We start from the raw sequence: 20,706 nt of genomic DNA, 5'->3' as shown, positions 1-20,706 counted from the left end.
GCGGGGATTGAGAAAATGCAGGATTTATGATGTGATATTTTTTCATAAACCCTGCATATTTATGTGGTTATTAGCGAATGAGTTGAACTTCTTGTTCATTTAAGGCGCGGTACTCACCGGGCGCTAAGGTTTCATCTAAAGCTATTCCGCCAATATTTTCTCTATGTAATTCAACAACTTTATTACCTACAGCAGCAAGCATGCGTTTCACTTGGTGATACTTTCCTTCACATATAGAAAGTCTTAAGCTGTAAGAGGCTAAGCGCTCAGCTTTTGCTGGTAAAGTTGCATCTTTTTCACCATGTAGCATGACACCTTTCTCTAATTGAGAGAGCATTTCATCGCTGATAGGTTCTAGGGTTTCTACTAAATACGTTTTGAATTTCTGCTGTTTAGGAGAGGTAATTCTATGTGACCAGTCGCCATCATTAGTGATCAGAACTAAGCCTGTGGTGTCTATGTCTAGACGACCCGCAACATGAAAGTTTTTTAAGTTAGGTTCATCCAGTAAATCGAATACAGTAGCGTGCATATCATCATTGTTTGCGCAAATGTAATCTTGTGGTTTGTTTAACATAAAATAGCGTAAACCTAGATACGCTATATGTTCACCTTGCCATTCAACACGGTCATCTTGTGTGATTGGGTGATCAAACTTTGTGATTTGCTCTCCATTAACTACTGCATTACGTTTTTTTATACCGGCTTTGACTTTGGTGCGAGGTAACTCAGCGATATGGCTAATAAATTTATCTAAACGACAAGGAAATTTCATGTTAAATCACTTCTGTAATGCGTGGAAATGACATTATACGAAAGGTGATATTTTAAATCAGTTCTTTCTGTATACTTCAGGTAATAAATCATAAACATGAACACTGAGTTGATAGTCATAGCCAAGTAAGTTTTCCAAAGCAAACAGTAAAGTTTCACTGAGGAACTGCTTTTTCTCTACTTCACGTCCCGCCATGATATGGGCTTGAATATGTACAAATCCAGCCTTGCCATTACCAAGCTGAAAGTGTTGAAAACTATTCGCTCGGGTTTTTACCGTGGTTAAATCAAATAGCGCTGTGCCAATTGCAGCTTGATGAATGGTTGCGACCAATTCTTCGGTCTTTACATGTAAGTTGTCTGAGTGCTCGATGATAAAATGTGGCATAGATGACTTCGCTCGTTAATTATGCGTAAATAGCGTTATGTTATGTGAATATAGATGTATTGTCAGATGTTTTTAAAACGCGCACTCGGGACTATTTTGATCACTGCAGGCTTGATGGGTTGTAGTGATGACGCTGCCAAAGTCAGTTTGGGATTATTTACTACCAAAGATGTAGTGGTTAAAGCGAAGCAAGATCCCATTGTATCAGGTGTAACTTGCCATATAAGTCACATAGAAGCGGATTTAGATTTTTCAGATCCTTCGGACATGTCAATTGCCTGTCGACAAACAGGCCCGATTACTGCTGAGCAATTAAAGCAAATAGATTTATCAAAAGATGGTGAAGTGGTTTTTAAAGCCTCTAAAAGTATTTTGTTTAAATCATTAAAAGTACGTCGTATTTACGATGCCGATACGCAAACCTTATTGTATTTGTCTTATTCGACTAAAGAGACCAGCGGAAGTCACCATCATGCTTTATCAAGCGTGCCTTTATATAACACTCAGGCGTGGAATTGGACTAATAAAGAAAAATAAATATGTTGTCGCTATTTAAAACAAAACCCCTTGTATCAAAAGAAGAAGAAAGTTGGTTAATTGATGCCTTTATTTGGGCATGCGATAACTTTGATGCCCAATACTTCTTAGAGCATACGCAAGTCATCGAACCGACAGGGCAATTTTTCCCTGATCAGGTTTCAAGTGTTGAGCAAATGGCGCAAACCGTGTTTAAGCGCGTGCGTGATTATGCAGGCTTACAAGTATGGCCTGTTCAACTGGTTAACCCGAATCAAATGATGCCTCAGCAGATTGCGCCTTTTCAATTTGTCGGCTCTAACCGTGGATCGGATGCCCAGATTATTAACCCACCCAGTATCCCTATGAGTCTATCTTATAACCCTAACCAGATTAATCAGCCGCAAGACCTTGTTGCCAGTTTGGCAGGAAGTTTAGCTTTGATGATGGTTTATCAAAAAGGTGTTATGCCGCCGGGGGGGAAAGAGCAAATTCCAGCAGCCAGTGATGCCTTGGCTTGCTATCTAGGGTTTGGGGTGATGATGAGCAATACCGTATATCAGTTTAAAGGTGGATGTGGTTCTTGTTATAACCCATATGCCAACAGGCAAGCGGCTCTTACCGAGCCTCAGACTGTGTTTATGCATGCACTGATCTGTCATTTTAAACCGCAAGTTGATGGTAAGAAGCATCTAAAATCCCATTTGCGCAGTATGTATAAACAGGCGCAAAAGCAGATTAAGGTTTTATTGAATGAATCAGCCAACCCGTACCTGTTAGCGTTAGAAGAGAAGCGCCATGCTCAGTTATCTTGATGAATTTTTATTAATCGCTATCGCGCATTTTTTTGCGGTGGCAAGCCCTGGGCCTGACTTTGCTATTGTACTTAAACAAAGTATTCAACAAGGGCGTAATAACGCCTTATGGACCAGTGCTGGAGTCGGGTTGGGAATATTTGTTCATGTCGCATATTGCCTACTGGGTGTGGCATTGGTATTAGCAAATTCCCCTGAGTTATTTACTATTTTGAAGTATGTGGCGGGTGCGTATTTAGCCTATATGGGAATTCAGGCGCTCAGAGCGAAACCAGCATCTGGAGATAGCAATATAGATACTGCTGAGCGTGTCCAGGCTGAATCAGCGTTTATAGCATTTAAACGTGGTTTTTTAGTCAATGCACTGAACCCTAAAGCGACTTTATTCTTTATGTCACTGTTTACGCTTGTTATTGCCCCAACAACGCCGACTTCGGTGCAAGCGATATATGGTATTTATATGGCATTAGCCACTTGGGCCTGGTTCTCTTTTTTGAGTGTTGTATTAAGTAAGCAATCTGTACGTGCTTTTTTTCACCGAGCCGGGCATTGGTTCGATAGGGGGATTGGCGTTGTATTGATAGCCCTAGCAGTTAGAGTGGTGGTGTAATAATGACAAAAAAACACATTAATTTTGCCTATGGCTCTAACATGTCTACCTCAAGGTTATTTGCGCGTTTACCCAATGCAGAGTTACTCGGTGTTGGCACTTTAAACGCTTATAAACTGACGTTTGATATGCTTTCTACTGATGGCTCAGCAAAGTGTAATATTGTGCCTGCAAATCAACGCGAGGTGTTTGTTCACGGTGTGCTTTATGCGCTAGATGATGAAGAGCTTGCGAGACTAGATGAAATTGAAGGTGTGCGATACGACCGTAAAACGGTTGAGATTGTCCGTCCTTGCGGAGAAATACTCATTGCTCAGAGTTATATTGCGAATACGTTTATAGATACCCACCTGCCTTTTGACTGGTATGTCGAGCACGTTCTAAAAGGCGCGCAAGAGCATCAATTCAACTCAGATTATATAACTCAGATCTCTGCACAAGCATCGCAAAGCGATAGTAATCTTGAACGCGCTGCTAGAGAATGGGCGATCCACAAATTATAAAAGAACAACAACAAGGGAAATTATGAAACTCAAGGCATTATTTTCAGCCATGTGCTTAGTTGCTGCATCAAGCAGCTTCAATGCATTTGCACAACAAGTTAAGCCACAAGACGTGGAGCAAGCTGTCAACGACGCTATGTCGCAATTTAACATACCGGGTATTGCCATTGCAGTGGTAGAGAATGACAAAGTTGTGTTAGCAAAAGGGTTTGGTGTCCGTCACTTAGAGTCACAAGCGCCGGTTAATGCGAATACGTTATTTGGTATTGCTTCTAACTCTAAAGCCTTTACTGCTGCGGCGTTGGCTATGCTTGTGGATGAGGGCAAAATCACTTGGGATGATAAAGTCATCAAGCATATTCCTGAGTTTAAATTACATGATTCATATGCTACTCGAGAAATGACCATTCGTGATTTATTAAGTCATCGCAGTGGTTTGGGTTTAGGTGCGGGTGATTTGATGATCTGGCCAGATACTAATAAATCAGTGCCTGAGCTAATTGAGGGGATCAGCCATTTAAAACCGGTTTCGAGCTTTCGCAGTCAATACGCTTATAACAACTTAATGTTCGTGATGGCCGGTGAAGTGGTTGCCCGTGTAAGCGGTTTAAGCTGGCAAGAATTTGTTGAGCAAAAAATGATGAAGCCGCTTGAAATGACCACGTCTCGTGCTGGTTTTTCTCGTATTGCTAAAGGCAATCAAAACTGGGCTACAGGTCATATTCCAATGGAAGGCAAACTAACCCCTTTCTTTGTGAACTATTTAGAAGATTTTCGTGGTGCAGGTGCCATTGCATCTAACGTCAATGAAATGAGCCAGTGGTTATTAACACAGCTTGATGGCGGTAAAATGCCTAACGGTAAGCAATTGTTTAGCCCTGAGCAGCAAGTACAAATGTGGCACCCGCATATTATGCGTGTCGCCTCTAAAAGTGCCTTTGATGCGTATCGTCAGCAGTTTAGAGGCTATGGCTTAGGTTGGTCGATTGAAGATTACAATGGCTTTAAAAAAGTTGGTCACGGTGGTGGTATTTTAGGTATGGTGTCTCAGGTTGCGATGATCCCTGAGAAAAAGCTAGGTGTAGTGGTTTTATCTAACCAGCAAGCTTATCCCGCATTAACAGCCATTATTAACGAAGTATTTGAAGATGCGTTAGGTCTTAAAGAACAAGACTATGTGACGAAAGCAGCTGAGCGTTTCCACAAAGGTAAAAAAGAAGCCTATGCTAAAGCTGGGACGGTGAAGCTTGAACAAGTACAAGCAGCATTACCGGTACAAAACTATACAGGTACGTTAACCAGCGATTGGTATGGAGATGTAATTGTCGAATATGTGGCAAATGAGCTACGTATTGATTTTACTCATACTAAAATGCTTAAAGGTAAACTAGAGCACCACACCGGCAATACTTTTATTGTGCGTTGGGATGACACATTATTAGAAGCAGATGCGTACATTCATTTTGAAATGGATAAAGCACAGCAAATAAAGTCAGCGAGTATGGAATATGTGAACCCACATATTACGGACTTTAGTTTTGATTTCCATAACTTGGATTTAAAGGCTAAGCGTGCGGAATAACGATAAATAGAAAAAAAGCCCAGTTAGAAAACTCTAACTGGGCTTTTTTGTATTTGGTTAAACTCCGTTTAGGTTATTAACTAGCACCAAAGTCGCAAAGGCGTTATAAAATAGTTTTGTTAAACTGAATGTAAATTTTCTTGGCAAGGACCCGTTATGCGTACCGCAGTTATCAGTCACCCACATTGTCGTAAACATAAAATGATTGCAGAACACCCCGAGTGCCCAGAGCGCCTTGATGCGGTATCTGACCGATTATTGGCATCTGGATTGGATATTGCGGTGGCTCAAAAAAGTGCGCCTAAAGCGGATTTAGAGCATATTGCATTAGTACATGACAGAGCGTTAATCGATAAAGTGCTGACTTCAATTCCGCAAGAAGGATTGAGAGAGCTCGATGGTGACACTTGGTTGTGCCCTGATTCGATGAAGGCTGTTGAGCGTGCGGTTGGAGCGGGTATATTAGCGGTGGATGAAATTCTTGCTGATAGCATTGATGCTGCATTTTGTAATGTTAGACCTCCTGGTCACCATGCTAATCAGTCGACATCTTCTGGCTTCTGTATTTTTAACAACGTGGCTATTGCTGCTGCCTATGCAAAACAGCAGGGTGTGAAACGTATCGCGATTTTAGATATTGACGTACACCATGGTAATGGCACCCAAGATATTTTTAGAGACGATGAAAGCGTACTGTTTTGCTCATTGTTTCAGTATCCGTTTTACCCTAATACCGCCATTGAAAATACCGATACTGTTATTAACTCACCATTGGCGATAGCCAGTGATGGGGTTGATTTGAAGGCGCTATATTCACAGCAATGGGAGCCTACGTTAAGGGCGTTTAACCCCGAACTAATCTTTATTAGTGCAGGCTTTGATGCCCATCTTGAAGATGATATGGGCAGTCTTAAATTCACTGAGGCGGATTATCAATGGCTAACGGAGCAGGTTGCTGAACTCGTTAAGCAAACCGACTGTAAAGGGATTGTCTCCTATCTTGAAGGCGGCTATGCACTCTCTGCACTAGGCAGGAGTGCAGTAACGCACATTAAAGCCTTGGTTGAAGCCTAAAGCTTATTACTCAGCACTCAGGCTATTTAGTCTTGCTTGTAAATCTCACAGGCAAACCCATACAGATCTTGCAAAGAAGTGAAGCTTAGTTTAGCAATACAGCAATGACCGTCTTGAGCCAGTTGTTGCTGCAGCTTTGTTGTTAACTTATGAAGGTTCACGTCAACGCGCTGGTTTGAGGCCAAATTAAATGCTTCACCACTATTTTGAATATACATCGATTCCCTTTTCTGTTCCTCTGAAAGATAGAAAAGCGCATCAGACAGTGACGACTCACTTTCAATATACTCAATGCTTTGTTCTGTTATGAGCAATAAAGGGAGTGCTTGAATAGTCAAAATTTGTCCTCAATCAAAGTTTGTTTCTTAGCCAATATTATACTGGCAAAGATTGACTCAATGCGAGGAGTGCTTAATGACATCTGAAAGTCGCCAACTAAAGGTCAAAGATATCTTTACCAACCAGCTGTTATCGTGTGATATCAGCACCTCATTGTTTAGCGCTGTAACGAAAATGCGTGCGCATAAAGTTAGCTCTATTTTTGTTACGGAAGAAGACAAAATTGTAGGTATTTGGACTGAATCAGATTGCGTTAAGCTCAACTTTTCACAGCAAGGGTTTCAACAAACTCCCATCGGTGAGTTAATGGCAACGCCTGTACACAGTGTACAAATTGATAAAAGCCTAAGTGAAGCCACCATCAAATTTCATCAATTAGGCATTCGCCATCTACTGGTAAAAGATGAGCATTTTGAGCCAGTTGGGGTAGTGTCATTGTCAGATATTGTGCGCAATCAAGGCTTAGATCATTACCTGCATTTTAGGCCAATAGAAGATCATTACGAAAAGAAGGTAACCATTTTAGATAGTAATGATTGCATCTCTAAGGTCATTGATGTAATGAGAATTAAGCAAGTCACTGCGGTCCTCATTAATAATAAGCGTCTCGGTGAATATGGCATTATTACGCAAAGAGACATTGCTTATATGGTACTTAATCCTGATTGGCGTATGCCGTGCTGGGAATTAGCCAGTTACCCAATGCAGTCAGTGGTTCCTAAAGATAGTTTGTTTGATGCTTACCGATTAATGACCGCAAACTCTATTCGTCATTTAGTGGTCAAAGAGCCCACCACAGAGCAGGTAATTGGCTTGTTGGCATTAAAAAATGTCTTAACCGAAATCGAAACCGCATACTGTAGTGAACTCGAAAAAGTGCTCGCTCAACGTGACCTTGCACTGCAAAAGTCAGAGAAAAACCTCTACCTAGCAAACCGCATTATAGATGCGTCTCTAGATGGCATTATGATCACCAGAAGTTCAGGCGAAATTATTCAAATAAACCCTGCGTTTAGTGCGCTTACAGGCTACAAAGATTATGAGGTCTTAGGTAAAACTCCAAATTTATTGAGCTCAGGTATTCATCCACCTGAATACTATAAGCAGATGTGGGCCGAATTAGATGAAAAAGGCGTGTGGCAGGGTGAGATTTGTAATCGCAAGAAAAATGGCGATATTTATGTAGAGTGGCTGACAATTATAGAAATCAATGAACCATACAGCGACGATGTACTTTATGCCGCCATCTTTAGTGACATTACAGAACGCAAAAATGCCGAAGAAAAAATAGTTCGCCTTGCTTATTTTGACGAATTAACTGGATTGCCAAATCGTCGTTTGTTTAACGACCGGCTTTCGATGGCACTTGCTTCAGCGCACAGAGATAAGCAAAAATTATCAGTGATGTTCATTGATTTAGATCGCTTCAAAGAGGTCAACGATACGCTTGGTCACAGTGCTGGCGATGAATTACTTGTAAAAGTGAGTGAGCGAATTAAAGGGCAGCTCCGAGAAGGTGACACATTAGCAAGACTCGGTGGCGATGAATTTGTGGTGTTACTGACTGAAGTAAAAGATTTAGCCAATGTAGTATCTTTCGCAAATGATATTTTAGACTTGCTCGGACAGCCATTCGAGATCAGTGGTATGAGTGTCGGGGCTACGGCATCTATTGGCGCGGCTGTGTATCCCGAAGATGGTTTAGACAGTGAATCTTTGCTCAAACATGCTGATGTTGCTATGTACCGCTCTAAAGAGGTGGGACGTAACTCTTTTCAGCTCTATAAAGCTTCTATGAATGCCCGCTCATTAGAGCGCTTGTCGATGTTAAGCCGTTTTCAAAGCGCTTTAGAATGTAATGAGTTTGAGCTTCACTACCAGCCAGTACAATGTTTAAACGAAGAGCATATTTCGAGTGTTGAGTGTTTACTCAGATGGCAAGATCCTAATTTAGGTATGATCTCACCTGCTCAGTTTATTCCCCTTGCCGAAGAGCTTGGGCTAATCACTAAATTGGATCAGTGGGTGATCAATCGAGCCTGTGAAAAAATGGCATTTTGGCGCCACCAGGGGATTCAACTGCAACGTATTGCGATTAATGTGTCGGCACAGCATCTACATCAAGGTGAATTGGCGTTAACTGTAGCGAATGCCCTAGAGCGCCACCAATTACCGGGAAGTTGCTTAGAAATAGAATTAACAGAGAGCAGCTTTATTAGTAACTTACATGAAGCGAAGAGCGAGCTGAAAAAATTAAAAGCGTTAGGTGTATCAATTGCACTAGACGACTTTGGCACAGGTTACTCTGCTTTAAGCTACTTAACTAAATTACCAATTGATGTACTTAAAATCGATGCCAGCTTTACCTCAAAAGTGCCTGATGAATATGGTAATAGCGAAATTGTGACTGCCATTGTGGCGATGGCAAAAGCCTTAAAGTTGAAAGTAGTCGCTGAAGGGGTAGAGAAGCAAGTTCAAAAAGAGTTTCTAAAACAGCTTGATTGCCATTATTTGCAAGGTTATTTGTTTTGCCGACCTTTAAGTGAATCACATTGGTTGAGGTTTTACCAAGAGCATATACGTTCAAATTTAGAAGCACCAATGCATTAAATGCATCGGTGCTTTATATTATCGGTAACTTAACCTGAGTTTTGGTTAAGAAATTTACGAAGTTAACCTGGGCTCAGGTTAACTTATAACGCTTCGAAAGCCACTTCGTAAGAAGTGAATTTACGAATGTTGATAACGCCTTTATCAAAGATTAAGTACTGGCCTTTGATGCCTTCAAGTACGCCTGACACTTCAGGATCTTTGTCGAAATTAAACGAGCTGATCTTGGTCGGGTATTCTGTAACAGGGAAATCTAAATCAACGACTTCTTCATCTAATTGTTCAATGGCGGTGGCACCAAACAACTCAGCCAACTCATCTAATTTAGCCTGAATTTGTGGAATAAGCTCAGCAGCTGCAGCTTTTAAATCAACATCGACACTGACGCCTTTGAGCATATTGCGCCAATTGGTTTTATCGGCAATGAACTCGGCTAAAGCGACTTCTACGAGACCTGACTGTAAGCGTGTTTGCACTTTAAAAATTGGTAGAGCTTGCGTTGCACCTTGGTCAATCCAGCGCGTAGGAATTTGTGTGTGGCGAGTAATACCGACTTTTAACCCAGAAGTATTTGCAAGGTAAACATAGTGCGGGATCATGCAGTTCGCTTCACCCCATTCAGGCTCGCGACAGGTGCCTTGATCAAAATGACAGGTTTCAGGCTTCATAATACACATGTCACAGCTAGCCAGTTTTTTCATACACACAAAGCAATGGCCTTGTGAGTAACTTTTTTTGGTTTTTTTACCACAGCTACAACAAAAAATATTACCTGTGAAAGTTAGCTTAATCGCTTTGCCAAAATATTGGTTTAGATTAACCAATTCATCGCCTAGTGGAAGATGATATTGAATCGGTTGAGTGTGATCTGCTTTTAGTTTACGCAGTGTACCTTGCATCTTTACGCCCCTAAAGATGTGAAAATTTAAGTGCGCAGTCTAGCAAAGCTGGTGGAGAGATTATACCAATTTTATTAACTGACTAATCATTCTAGCGAGCTAAAAAGCCCACTAACTTCGTCTGAAATTTTTAATATAGAACAACTATATATCAAAATATCATCCTTGTTATTGGACTTTTTCCGGTTACCGGTTTTCTGTCGCAATAATAGATCAGAAGTTAATGCAATTGTTATGAGAAAGGCCCTCGAAAGGGCCTTTAATCATCTAAATAGATACGAGATTACTGTTCGCGAGCAATGGCGCGATAAGCGATATCAGTACGGAACTCAACGCCGTCCCAATTGATTTCGTTAACCAGTGCATAAGCGCGCTTTTGCGCTTCAGTCACAGTGTGACCAAGTGCAGTTGCACAAAGTACACGACCGCCCGCTGTTACAACGTTTTCGCCGTCTTGCTTAGTACCTGCGTGGAATACTTTCTCGCCTTCAGCGTAATCAACACGAAGGCCTGAGATAGCATCACCTTTTGGATAGCTACCAGGGTAGCCTTTTGCTGCAAGTACGACGCCTACCGCTGCACGTGAGTCGAACTTAATTTCAGTTTGATCTAGCTCTTCACGGTTTGCCGCTTGAATTAGCTCTACTAAGTCAGACTGTAAACGTAGCATGATAGGTTGAGTTTCAGGATCACCGAAACGACAGTTATACTCGATTACCTTAGGTGTACCATCAGCGGTGATCATCAGACCTGCGTATAGGAAACCTGTGTAAGGAGCACCCTCACTAGCCATACCTTCAACAGTAGGGTTGATCACTTCGTTCATGATGCGCTCATGAATGTCAGCGGTTACAACTGGCGCAGGAGAGTAAGCACCCATACCACCCGTATTAGGACCTTGGTCGCCATTGTATGCACGTTTATGGTCTTGGCTTGTTGCGAATGGCAGCACGTTTTTACCGTCAACCATGACGATGAAAGAGGCTTCTTCACCTTCAAGGAACTCTTCGATAACTACACGACTACCCGCTTCACCGAATGCATTTCCAGCAAGCATATCGCGGATTGCTTCTTCCGCTTCTGCTTCTGTCATTGCAACGATCACACCTTTACCTGCTGCAAGGCCATCAGCCTTAACAACAATCGGTGCGCCTTTTTCTTTTAGATAAGCAAGAGCAGGCTCGATTTGTTCGAACGTTTGATATTCCGCAGTTGGAATGTCATGGCGCGCTAAGAAGTCTTTTGTGAACGACTTAGAGCCTTCTAGTTGTGCTGCTGCCGCTGTTGGACCGAAGATGGCTAGACCTTCTTCACGGAAACGGTCAACCACCCCAATAACTAATGGTGCTTCAGGACCAACAATAGTTAGCTCAACATTGTTGTCTTTGGCAAATGCAACGAGTGCATCTAGGTCTTCAACACCAATCGCAACATTTTCTAACTTAGGCTCTAGTGCAGTACCTGCATTACCAGGTGCAACAAAAACGGTTCTTACAGAAGGGTTTTGAGCGGCTTTAAACGCAAGAGCGTGTTCACGGCCGCCACTGCCAATGACTAGTACATTCATGGCGTATTTATCCTATTATAACTTTTTGAATTTTAGGGTCATGCGATCGCTTTCCCCAATTGCCTTATACTGCTCAGCTTTTTCTTCACCTAAAGCTAAACGTGGTGGCAATGTCCAAACACCTTTCGGGTGATTAGCGCTATCAAGAGGGTTAGCGTTAATTTCGCTTGCTTCTACCAATTCAAAACCTGCTTTTTTAGCAACTTCGATAACATAGCTTTGCTTCATATACCCTGATGACTTTTGGTCTTCGTCGGCACGGTGTTCAGGTAAACGGTGTTCAACCACACCTAAGATACCACCCGTTTTAAGCGCTTTATTAAATGCTTTAAATGCACTTAAAGTGCCGTCTTCGCCACCACGCATGTACCAGTTGTGTACATTACGGAAGGTTAAAACCATGTCAGCAGAGCCCGCAGGGGCAATGTTTGAGTGAGTGACTGGTGCAAACTCGGTAATTTTTACTTCGCTAAAGCGTGTATCTTCAGCCACTTTCTGTTTAAAGCCAGCCAGTGAGCGCTGGTAATAACCTACTTTTGAATCTGCAGGAAAGTGCGCTGCATAAAAAGTACCTTGGCCTTTAACAACTGGTGCTAAGATCTCTGAATACCAACCACCACCAGGCGCAATTTCAACCACTGTCATATTTGGCTTGAGGCCAAAAAATTCAAGAGTTTGTGCTGGGCGACGGTATTGGTCACGGGCACGATTCTTATCAGAGCGAGCATTATCAGCCACAGCAGAGGTTAACTCAGCAGAGCTAGATGATGAAGATGAACCTGTTGCAGAACAACCAGCAATGGCAGTAACAATGCTAGCAGCGAGAAGTGTTTTTAAACCGAATTTCATTTTTTATGTCCTTCACTTTGAGTGTGTTTTAAGCAGACTACTTGAAATTGGGAGAAAGAAAAAGCGCGAAACGATGAATGTTTCGCGCCTATCGATTAGTGACGGAAGTGGCGCATGCCAGTAAACACCATCGCCATGCCAGCTTCATCAGCTGCCGCGATAACTTCTTCGTCACGCATTGAACCACCCGGTTGAATAACCGCAGTGATACCCGCTTCAGCAGCGGCGTCAATGCCATCACGGAATGGGAAGAATGCGTCAGAAGCCATAACAGAACCTTTAACTTCTAGGTTCTCGTCAGCTGCTTTAATACCAGCAATTTTCGCAGAGTAAACGCGGCTCATTTGACCTGCGCCTACACCAATTGTCATACCGTCTTTTGCGTATACAATTGCGTTTGATTTAACGAACTTAGCGACTTTCCAGCAGAACATTAGATCTTTCAGTTCTTGCTCTGTTGGCTGGCGCTTAGAAACCACTTTAAGGTCACCCATTTCAACCATGCCTTGGTCACGGTCTTGTACTAAAATACCGCCATTAACACGTTTGATGTCAGCTTGCGTCGTTTTGCTTGACCATTCGCCACACTCAAGAAGACGAACGTTCTTCTTAGCAGCAACAATTTGAGTCGCTTCTGCAGAGATACTTGGTGCGATGATCACTTCAACGAATTGACGTGAAACAATCGCTTCTGCTGTGTTTGCATCTAGCTCACGGTTGAATGCAATGATGCCACCAAATGCAGATGTAGGGTCTGTTTTGAAAGCACGGTCGTAAGCTGCAAGAATGTCTTCGTCTACCGCTACGCCACATGGGTTAGCGTGCTTAACGATAACACATGCAGGCTTGTCGAACTCTTTTACACACTCAAGTGCTGCGTCAGTGTCAGCGATGTTGTTGTAAGAAAGGGCTTTACCTTGTAGTTGCTTTGCAGTTGCAACTGATGCTTCTTCAAGGTTGTTTTCAACATAGAAAGCAGCATCTTGATGAGAGTTTTCACCGTAACGCATATCTTGCTTTTTAGTGAATTGCATGTTGATAGTACGAGGGAATTTAGTCTCAACAGCGGCTTCTTCAGTGTAATCAGGCACCATTTTACCGAAGTAGTTAGCAATCATACCGTCGTATTGTGCTGTGTGCTCGTATGCTGCAATTGCAAGGTCAAAACGTGTTTGGTACGTCGTTGAGCCTTCGTTTGCTTGCATGTCTGCAATAACGCGATCGTAATCTGATGCGTTTACAACGATCGTCACATCTTTGTGGTTTTTCGCTGCAGCACGAACCATAGTTGGACCACCAATGTCGATGTTTTCAATCGCATCTTCTAAAGTACAACCCTCTTTTGCAACAGTTTGTGCAAACGGGTAAAGGTTAACAACAACCATATCGATAGCTGAAATGTTGTTTTCTTCCATCACGCCTTCGTCTTGGCCGCGACGACCTAAGATCCCGCCATGTACTTTCGGGTGAAGGGTTTTTACTCGGCCATCCATAATTTCTGGGTGACCTGTGTAGTCAGATACTTCCGTGGCTGCAATGCCGTTCTCTGTAAGTAGTTTAAACGTACCGCCTGTTGAAAGTACTTCAACGCCTTGTGCACTTAGTGCGCGGGCAAATTCAACAATACCGGTTTTATCTGACACGCTTAATAGCGCGCGACGAATTGGACGATGTATATCCATGATGGTTTGGGTTTCCTCAATGATTACTTAAGGGCTAGCTTAGAAGTGCGCTATTTTAGCCTAAAATGAATGAGAAAACGATTAAAAAGGCAGAAGTGAGGGTGAGAAAAACTTAATTTGCACTGTTGATATTTTGCGCGAAGCGTGCTTTTTGAAAATCAAATATGGATGATTTAAAACGCTAAATTGTTAAAATTTAGGCAATAAAAAAGCACCCTAAGGCGCTTTTTTATATTAAGCAAAAACTAAAATTAGTTCATGCCGTACTTTTTAAGCTTCTTACGTAAAGTACCACGGTTGATACCTAGTAAGATCGCAGCACGAGTTTGGTTACCACGAGTATACGTCATTACTTCTTCTAAAAGTGGTGCTTCAAGCTCAGAAAGAACAAGATCGTAAACGTCTTGTACGTCTTGACCGTTAAGCTGTTTTAAATAGTGGTGTACAGCTTTTTTTACTGCATCGCGCAAAGGTTGCGGTTTCTCTTGTGACTGAACGTGAGCGTTAGTAATAAATGGAGAAGTCACATTTTGTTCGAACATCTTTATGTCTCTTTCTTAGTTAGCTGCTAGTGTTTTAAAGTATTGCTCTAATGCCTCGATTTGCTCATTGGGCGTTTCAAGGACATTAAATACTCGCCTAAATTGACCTTCTTGGTCATGGGCCTGCAAATACCAAGATACATGCTTGCGTGCGATGCGCGCTCCCATTGGCTCCCCATAGAATTGATGAAGGTTCACTAAGTGCTCCATCAATATGCTTTGCACTTCAGATAATTCTGGTGCAGGCATATGCTCTGCGGTTCGCAAATAATGATCTATCTCTCGGAAAATCCAAGGACGACCTTGGGCGGCTCGACCAATCATAATGGCATCTGCGCCCGTATATTCCAGTACCTGCTTCGCTTTCTCTGGAGAGGTAATATCTCCATTTGCAACCACAGGAATTGATATTGAACGTTTAATATCCCGAATCGTGGCATATTCAGCTTCCCCTTTGTACATGCAAGCACGCGTGCGACCATGCACAGCCAAGGAAGCAATTCCATTACGTTCAGCTATCTTTGCAATCTCAACACCATTGCGGTTATCGGTATCCCAGCCCGTACGGATCTTTAAAGTCACCGGTACATCTACGGCCGCAACGACTGCTTGAACAATTTCTTCAACCAGTTGCGGATACTGCAATAATGCAGAGCCTGCTAGCTTTTTATTCACTTTCTTAGCGGGGCAGCCCATATTGATATCTATGATCTGCGCACCGTTGTCTACATTGAACTGGGCGGCTTGTGCCATCAACTCAGGATCAGCACCAGCGATTTGTACAGAGCGAATACCAGACTCACCAGAATGATCCATACGGTTCATTGATTTATCTGTTTTCCACACTTTTGGATTTGAAGACATCATTTCTGATACCGCAAGACCGGCACCCATTCGACGACATAGTTGTCTGAATGGTCTATCAGTGATCCCAGCCATCGGGGCTACAATCAAGTTGTTTTCAAGTTGGTATGGACCTATACGCACTTCTATCCAAATCTGCCTCGTTTCAAGGGGCGCTAAGTTTACGGTTTTTTTTGAAAAAATCAAAGGCTAATAATTGAACATTATTGTTTTTTTTTTGAACTTTATATCTTGACTTTTGATAACAGTTTGAAGGGGCTTTCTTATTGTAGGATTTTTGAGCAAAAAGTAGGTGTATACAAGATAATTATATTTGGCATGTAAGTGAAAAAATCGTAAAGCCTGTTAAACACAGGCTTTAGCTGTTACAAGTTACTAACTCTATAGGCAGAGGTTTTTATTTAGTTTGCTTTCATTTGACCACTTACGCGGGTCCATTCCCCTTCTTGCGCAATGGCTTCAAGGTCAACAAATGGTGCGTAAACATCGGCAACAGACTGTGCTTGCTCTTCTAAAATACCTGACATGGCAATTGCACCTGTTGGCTTTAAAAAGCCAAGAATGATCTCATGCAGTTCACGAAGTGGCTGAGCAAGGATATTTGCTACCACAATATCAGCATGAAACTCTGGTTGGTTTTCAGGCAGGTATACTTCAAGTTGCTCGGCTACGCCGTTACGCTCTGCATTATCTTTTGAAGCAATTAATGCTTGCGGGTCAATATCAATACCAATCACGCGCTCTGCGCCTAGTTTGATTGCAGCAATGCCTAAAATACCTGAGCCGCAACCAAAGTCGACAACTGTCTTACCCGTCAAATCTTGGCTTTCGAGCCATTTTAAACAAAGGGCGGTTGTCGCATGTGTACCAGTACCAAATGCAAGGCCAGGATCTAGCAATACGTTTACGGCATCTGGTTCTGGAATATCACGCCAGCTAGGGCAGATCCAAAGGCGCTCACCAAACTTGATTGGGTGGAAGTTATCCATCCATTCGCGCTCCCAGTCTTTGTCTTCTAGCTGTTCTATTTTATAAGTGAGAGTATCGCTAATGTTTGCTTTTAGGTACGCGACAACCACGTCCATATCGTGCGCAGCATCAAACAAGCCAATCACCATGGTTTCTGGCCATAAGATGACTTCGCCCGGCTTTGGTTCGTATACCGGAGTATTACTGCCGTCCATAAAGGTGACTGATGGACAGCCTACGTCTAAAAGTAGATCACTGATTTGGTCAGCACTTTCTTTATTAGCGTGAATGCGAATTTGGATCCAAGCCATGGGGTTTCCTAAATATTATGTTAATAAAAAGGCCGCTTATAGCGGCCTTCAAAATAAGCTTTTTTATTCTTAGCCTTTAACGTCTAAGAAGCTCTTTAATAAGTCAGAGCGTGAAGGGTGGCGAAGCTTGCGAAGCGCTTTAGCTTCAATCTGACGAATACGCTCACGTGTTACGTCAAACTGCTTGCCTACTTCTTCTAGTGTGTGGTCAGTATTCATATCGATACCGAAACGCATACGAAGAACTTTAGCTTCACGAGCTGTTAAGCCTGCTAACACTTCGTTTGTTGCGCCACGAAGACTTTCCATTGTTGCTGAATCAATTGGAGACTCAATTGTGGTGTCTTCGATGAAATCACCTAAGTGCGAATCTTCATCATCACCAATTGGCGTTTCCATTGAGATTGGTTCTTTCGCAATTTTTAATACCTTACGGATCTTGTCTTCAGGCATCATCATACGTTCTGCCAACTCTTCAGGACTTGGCTCACGACCCATTTCTTGTAACATCTGACGTGAAATACGATTAAGTTTATTAATCGTTTCAATCATATGTACAGGAATACGTATTGTACGAGCTTGGTCAGCGATAGAACGTGTAATTGCCTGACGGATCCACCAAGTCGCATAAGTTGAGAACTTATAACCACGGCGGTATTCGAACTTATCAACCGCTTTCATAAGACCAATGTTACCTTCTTGGATAAGGTCTAAGAATTGTAGGCCACGGTTGGTGTATTTTTTCGCAATTGAAATTACAAGACGTAAGTTCGCTTCAACCATTTCTTTTTTCGCACGGCGAGCTTTAGCTTCACCAATACTCATACGACGGTTGATGTCTTTGATGCGCTCGATTGTTAAACCTGTACTTTCTTCAATCGCTTTAAGTTTGTTAATGCAGCGCTCTACTTCAGGCTTAACCTCTTGTAATTTTACTGAATACTTTTCGTTTGCCGCAATTTCTGCGTCAACCCAAGCCATATCAGTTTCATTGTTAGCAAAGTGCTTAACAAAAGTTTTCTTCGGTACCTTAGCGATTTGTACCACTTGCTTCATGACAATACGTTCTTGAACACGTACTTTGTCCATCATTTCACGCATGTTGTTAACCATGCGGTCGAATTGCTTAGGTACTAGCTTGAAAGTACGGAAGTGGTCACCAATTTCAGTGATTGCAACTTGCGCATCAGGATGAGCACGACCTTTTGTTTCAAAGATAACGCGTGCAGCATTATAAAGTTCGCGAAGTTTTTCGAAGTTTTCGCGAGCTTCTTCAGGATCAGGACCTGTATCTGCTTCTTCTTCGTCTTCATCATCTGAATCATCGTCTTCATCATCAAGTTCTTCTTCGCTTAATTCTGAACCGATGTGTGTAGCCGAGATTTGAGTTTCTTCAGCATCAGGGTCAAAGAAACCAGAGATAATATCGCTAAGGCGAATTTCTTCAGCTTCAAATTTATCCCACTGTTCAAGCAGATAAGTGATGGCTTCTGGGTACTCAGCAACTGAGATCTGTACTTGGTTGATACCTTCTTCAATACGCTTCGCGATTTCGATTTCGCCTTCACGTGTAAGTAGTTCAACAGTACCCATTTCACGCATGTACATGCGAACTGGATCGGTAGTACGACCGATTTCTTTTTCCACAGTTGCAAGTGCGGCAGCAGCTGCTTCAGCAGCATCTTCGTCTGTCGTAGTTTCTTGCATCATTAGTTCATCGGCATCAGGTGCATTTTCTGCAACCTTAATACCCATGTCATTAATCATGCTAATGATGTCTTCTACTTGATCTGAATCTATGATGTCCTGTGGAAGGTGATCGTTAACTTCTGCAAACGTTAAGTAACCTTGTTCTTTACCTTTCTGAATCAGAAGTTTGAGTTGTGACTGAGGAGATTGATCCATAGAGAATTATGCTTCCACTCTGATAAGTTGATACAACAGGCGCTAGCACTACAGCATTTTAAGCTAGGCGCACGTGAATAGAACATTATAACAGCAATGATTAATGTTCGCTAGTCATTCTAACGTTTAAGTGCCTGAGTTAATAACGCAAGCTCGAGTTTTTCATCTCTACTTAAACCATCAGTTTTATCTTTTATTAATAGGGTCTCGTGTCGGTAATTTAAACACTGGTTTTCAATAAACTGGAAAGAATCTTTAAAATAATCTTCAAGTTTCTCATCTGCGACACCATGTTGCCAAACAGCTAACTTTTTTAATGCGTCAAATTCAGGCGTCTCTCGGTACTGTTCAAGAAGCTGAGCCGTTGTTATGTCATTATTTTGCAAACATAAATGCTGTAAGTTGAGCAGTAGTTGAATCCCGGGAATGGCCATTTCAGCAAGTTCGGGCATATACTCAACACTATTAGCAAGTTTAGGGTGCTGTAACAATAAACCAATAGCGCCACGCATAGGAGTCACTTTGAATTTCCTTTCTATTGAAAGTTGTTCGTTTGGGTTATCTACTTTTTTTGCGAGCTGCTCTTTGGTTCGTCCAATCAGTTTCGCCAGTGTTTCTACTAGGTTTTCTTGATAAAACTCACTAGGTACTTTTGAAATGAGAGGTAGAGCATCGCTCATTAACTTAGCTTTGCCAGAGTCAGATGTAACATCGCAGTTTTCTAATAACTTGCGGAACAGTACTTTTGAAAAATCTTCAGCTTGATCTAGGCGAGATTCAAATGTGTCTTTGCCTTCTTTTTGCACCAATGAGTCAGGGTCTTCACCGTCCGGCAAAAACACAAAGCGCAAAGACTTGCCGTCTTTCAAATTACTCAAAGCGTTCTCGAGTGCACGCCAAGCTGCATCGCGACCTGCTCTGTCACCATCATAACAACAGATCACTAAATCTGTTGTTCTGAAAAGCGTCTGCATGTGCTCTGGGGTTGTGGCTGTGCCGAGTGCAGCAACGGCATAACTAATACCTTGTTCAGCAAGTGCCACCACGTCCATGTAACCTTCAACAATGAGCATTTTTTCAAGTTTACTATTCGCTTGTTTTGCTTCATATAAGCCATACAGCTCTAAACTCTTATGGAAAATGCGCGTTTCAGGTGAGTTTAAATATTTTGGGCCTTGATCATCGCCCATTACACGACCACCAAAGGCAACGACTCGACCACGTTTATCTCGAATAGGAAACATCAGCCTATTACGGAAGAAGTCGAACTGCTTTCCTGGTGTTTTTTCAGATGCGAGTTTTAATTCGAGTAATTGCTGTTTTTGAGCAGGGTTACGAGCAAGTTGGTCACCCAATGAATTCCATTCGTCCGGGGCGTAACCAATGAGATATTTTTGAACCGTTTCACCTGATAAACCTCGACCCTTAACATAGTCGATGACTTGCGTGGCATTTTTATGGTGTTTCAACTGGTGTTGAAAGAACTTCGCAGTTTGCAACATTAAGTCATAATCAGACTTTTTCTCTTGCATACTGCGTTCAGGTTTACCTGAACCTTGCTCACGTGGTACCTCGAGATTTAAAAGTGCAGCGAGTTCTTCAATGGCATCGACAAACTCAAGTTTGTCATAATCCATCATAAATGAAATCGCGTTACCGTTAGCGCCACACCCAAAGCAATGGTAAAACTGTTTATCTCTAGAGACAGTGAAAGAGGGCGTTTTTTCGTTATGAAAAGGGCAGCATGCTTGATAATCTTTGCCAGCTTTTTTTAGGCCAATGCGGTTATCAATCAAGTCAACAATATCTGTTCTATCGAGCAATTCGTCGATAAATTGTCTTGGGATTTTTCCTGCCATAAATACTCTAGAGCTTATACGAAGAAACCGAGCGCATGGCTCGGTTTA

General features: G+C 42.2%; 19 protein-coding genes. 7 read left to right on the top strand and 12 right to left on the bottom strand.

Annotation, left to right across the window (positions count from 1 at the left end):
• Positions 1 to 70: 70 nt before the first annotated feature.
• Both PP2015_RS14395 and PP2015_RS14390 read right to left on the bottom strand, forming a co-directional pair.
• Positions 71 to 775 carry a pseudouridine synthase gene (locus tag PP2015_RS14395; protein WP_058030967.1) on the bottom strand — a complete coding sequence of 235 codons (705 nt, stop codon included), beginning with the start codon at positions 773 to 775 and terminating at the stop codon, positions 71 to 73.
• Positions 776 to 832: 57 nt separating this feature from the next.
• Entirely contained in the window at positions 833 to 1,162 is a 330-nt protein-coding gene (locus tag PP2015_RS14390) for a 5-carboxymethyl-2-hydroxymuconate Delta-isomerase (RefSeq protein WP_058030966.1), read from the bottom strand.
• Positions 1,163 to 1,228: 66 nt separating this feature from the next.
• On the opposite strand from PP2015_RS14390, the gene PP2015_RS14385 reads away from it, so the two are divergent.
• From PP2015_RS14385 to PP2015_RS14360, 6 genes are all read left to right on the top strand, one after another.
• Positions 1,229 to 1,699 carry a CreA family protein gene (locus tag PP2015_RS14385; protein ID WP_058031658.1) on the top strand — a complete coding sequence of 157 codons (471 nt, stop codon included), beginning with the start codon at positions 1,229 to 1,231 and terminating at the stop codon, positions 1,697 to 1,699.
• Positions 1,700 to 1,701: 2 nt separating this feature from the next.
• Complete coding sequence (locus PP2015_RS14380; RefSeq protein WP_058030965.1) at positions 1,702 to 2,493, top strand: hypothetical protein; 792 nt, start codon at positions 1,702 to 1,704, stop codon at positions 2,491 to 2,493.
• A complete protein-coding gene (locus PP2015_RS14375) occupies positions 2,477 to 3,103 on the top strand; it encodes a LysE family translocator (RefSeq protein ID WP_058030964.1) in 627 nt (208 codons plus the stop codon). Before PP2015_RS14380 ends, PP2015_RS14375 begins: the two co-directional genes overlap by 17 nt.
• Positions 3,104 to 3,105: 2 nt before the next feature.
• On the top strand, positions 3,106 to 3,606 hold the full coding sequence (locus tag PP2015_RS14370; protein ID WP_058030963.1) for a gamma-glutamylcyclotransferase family protein: 501 nt from the start codon (positions 3,106 to 3,108) through the stop codon (positions 3,604 to 3,606).
• 22 nt (positions 3,607 to 3,628) lie between these two features.
• The gene (locus PP2015_RS14365) at positions 3,629 to 5,188 is read left to right on the top strand and encodes a serine hydrolase (RefSeq protein ID WP_058030962.1); all 1,560 of its coding nucleotides are present in this window, start codon (positions 3,629 to 3,631) and stop codon (positions 5,186 to 5,188) included.
• A gap of 156 nt (positions 5,189 to 5,344) precedes the next feature.
• On the top strand, positions 5,345 to 6,262 hold the full coding sequence (locus PP2015_RS14360; protein WP_058030961.1) for a histone deacetylase family protein: 918 nt from the start codon (positions 5,345 to 5,347) through the stop codon (positions 6,260 to 6,262).
• A gap of 26 nt (positions 6,263 to 6,288) precedes the next feature.
• Here the strand turns inward: PP2015_RS14360 and PP2015_RS14355 are convergent, their stop codons facing one another.
• Positions 6,289 to 6,600, bottom strand: a complete 312-nt coding sequence (locus PP2015_RS14355; RefSeq protein WP_058030960.1) for a hypothetical protein — start codon at positions 6,598 to 6,600, stop codon at positions 6,289 to 6,291.
• A 76-nt stretch (positions 6,601 to 6,676) separates the two neighbouring features.
• On the opposite strand from PP2015_RS14355, the gene PP2015_RS14350 reads away from it, so the two are divergent.
• Positions 6,677 to 9,211, top strand: a complete 2,535-nt coding sequence (locus PP2015_RS14350) for an EAL domain-containing protein (protein ID WP_058030959.1) — start codon at positions 6,677 to 6,679, stop codon at positions 9,209 to 9,211.
• 83 nt (positions 9,212 to 9,294) lie between these two features.
• Here PP2015_RS14350 and PP2015_RS14345 read toward each other — a convergent pair whose 3' ends face one another.
• The 9 genes from PP2015_RS14345 to dnaG all read right to left on the bottom strand — a co-directional run bounded on the left by PP2015_RS14345 (position 9,295) and on the right by dnaG (position 20,658).
• On the bottom strand, positions 9,295 to 10,110 hold the full coding sequence (locus tag PP2015_RS14345) for a DUF2797 domain-containing protein (RefSeq protein WP_058030958.1): 816 nt from the start codon (positions 10,108 to 10,110) through the stop codon (positions 9,295 to 9,297).
• 283 nt (positions 10,111 to 10,393) lie between these two features.
• Positions 10,394 to 11,677 (bottom strand): phosphoribosylamine--glycine ligase, encoded by a 1,284-nt coding sequence (gene purD / locus PP2015_RS14340; RefSeq protein ID WP_058030957.1) that lies wholly within the window; start codon positions 11,675 to 11,677, stop codon positions 10,394 to 10,396.
• A gap of 15 nt (positions 11,678 to 11,692) precedes the next feature.
• Positions 11,693 to 12,526: a class I SAM-dependent methyltransferase gene (locus PP2015_RS14335; RefSeq protein WP_058030956.1), complete on the bottom strand. Its 834-nt coding sequence runs from the start codon at positions 12,524 to 12,526 to the stop codon at positions 11,693 to 11,695.
• A 95-nt stretch (positions 12,527 to 12,621) separates the two neighbouring features.
• The gene (purH, locus tag PP2015_RS14330) at positions 12,622 to 14,208 is read right to left on the bottom strand and encodes a bifunctional phosphoribosylaminoimidazolecarboxamide formyltransferase/IMP cyclohydrolase (RefSeq protein ID WP_058030955.1); all 1,587 of its coding nucleotides are present in this window, start codon (positions 14,206 to 14,208) and stop codon (positions 12,622 to 12,624) included.
• 251 nt (positions 14,209 to 14,459) lie between these two features.
• Entirely contained in the window at positions 14,460 to 14,750 is a 291-nt protein-coding gene (gene fis / locus PP2015_RS14325) for a DNA-binding transcriptional regulator Fis (RefSeq protein WP_005491017.1), read from the bottom strand.
• Positions 14,751 to 14,765: 15 nt separating this feature from the next.
• Complete coding sequence (gene dusB, locus PP2015_RS14320; RefSeq protein ID WP_058030954.1) at positions 14,766 to 15,737, bottom strand: tRNA dihydrouridine synthase DusB; 972 nt, start codon at positions 15,735 to 15,737, stop codon at positions 14,766 to 14,768.
• A gap of 278 nt (positions 15,738 to 16,015) precedes the next feature.
• On the bottom strand, positions 16,016 to 16,894 hold the full coding sequence (prmA, locus tag PP2015_RS14315) for a 50S ribosomal protein L11 methyltransferase (protein ID WP_058030953.1): 879 nt from the start codon (positions 16,892 to 16,894) through the stop codon (positions 16,016 to 16,018).
• Positions 16,895 to 16,963: 69 nt separating this feature from the next.
• On the bottom strand, positions 16,964 to 18,799 hold the full coding sequence (rpoD, locus tag PP2015_RS14310) for an RNA polymerase sigma factor RpoD (RefSeq protein WP_058030952.1): 1,836 nt from the start codon (positions 18,797 to 18,799) through the stop codon (positions 16,964 to 16,966).
• A gap of 119 nt (positions 18,800 to 18,918) precedes the next feature.
• Positions 18,919 to 20,658 (bottom strand): DNA primase, encoded by a 1,740-nt coding sequence (dnaG, locus tag PP2015_RS14305; protein ID WP_058030951.1) that lies wholly within the window; start codon positions 20,656 to 20,658, stop codon positions 18,919 to 18,921.
• Positions 20,659 to 20,706: the final 48 nt, after the last annotated feature.

It is taken from the genome of Pseudoalteromonas phenolica (assembly GCF_001444405.1).
Lineage (GTDB): Bacteria > Pseudomonadota > Gammaproteobacteria > Enterobacterales > Alteromonadaceae > Pseudoalteromonas > Pseudoalteromonas phenolica.
The sequence above is the reverse complement of the archived record's forward strand: the minus strand, read 5'-3'. Positions and strand labels throughout refer to the sequence as shown.

Coding starts and splice junctions, on each gene's coding strand:
- PP2015_RS14395 (WP_058030967.1), bottom strand. CDS start 775: ATGAAATTTCCTTGTCGTTTAGATAAATTTATTAGCCATATCGCTGAG.
- PP2015_RS14390 (WP_058030966.1), bottom strand. CDS start 1,162: ATGCCACATTTTATCATCGAGCACTCAGACAACTTACATGTAAAGACC.
- PP2015_RS14385 (WP_058031658.1), top strand. CDS start 1,229: ATGTTTTTAAAACGCGCACTCGGGACTATTTTGATCACTGCAGGCTTG.
- PP2015_RS14380 (WP_058030965.1), top strand. CDS start 1,702: ATGTTGTCGCTATTTAAAACAAAACCCCTTGTATCAAAAGAAGAAGAA.
- PP2015_RS14375 (WP_058030964.1), top strand. CDS start 2,477: ATGCTCAGTTATCTTGATGAATTTTTATTAATCGCTATCGCGCATTTT.
- PP2015_RS14370 (WP_058030963.1), top strand. CDS start 3,106: ATGACAAAAAAACACATTAATTTTGCCTATGGCTCTAACATGTCTACC.
- PP2015_RS14365 (WP_058030962.1), top strand. CDS start 3,629: ATGAAACTCAAGGCATTATTTTCAGCCATGTGCTTAGTTGCTGCATCA.
- PP2015_RS14360 (WP_058030961.1), top strand. CDS start 5,345: ATGCGTACCGCAGTTATCAGTCACCCACATTGTCGTAAACATAAAATG.
- PP2015_RS14350 (WP_058030959.1), top strand. CDS start 6,677: ATGACATCTGAAAGTCGCCAACTAAAGGTCAAAGATATCTTTACCAAC.
- PP2015_RS14345 (WP_058030958.1), bottom strand. CDS start 10,110: ATGCAAGGTACACTGCGTAAACTAAAAGCAGATCACACTCAACCGATT.
- purD (WP_058030957.1), bottom strand. CDS start 11,677: ATGAATGTACTAGTCATTGGCAGTGGCGGCCGTGAACACGCTCTTGCG.
- PP2015_RS14335 (WP_058030956.1), bottom strand. CDS start 12,526: ATGAAATTCGGTTTAAAAACACTTCTCGCTGCTAGCATTGTTACTGCC.
- purH (WP_058030955.1), bottom strand. CDS start 14,208: ATGGATATACATCGTCCAATTCGTCGCGCGCTATTAAGCGTGTCAGAT.
- fis (WP_005491017.1), bottom strand. CDS start 14,750: ATGTTCGAACAAAATGTGACTTCTCCATTTATTACTAACGCTCACGTT.
- prmA (WP_058030953.1), bottom strand. CDS start 16,894: ATGGCTTGGATCCAAATTCGCATTCACGCTAATAAAGAAAGTGCTGAC.
- rpoD (WP_058030952.1), bottom strand. CDS start 18,799: ATGGATCAATCTCCTCAGTCACAACTCAAACTTCTGATTCAGAAAGGT.
- dnaG (WP_058030951.1), bottom strand. CDS start 20,658: ATGGCAGGAAAAATCCCAAGACAATTTATCGACGAATTGCTCGATAGA.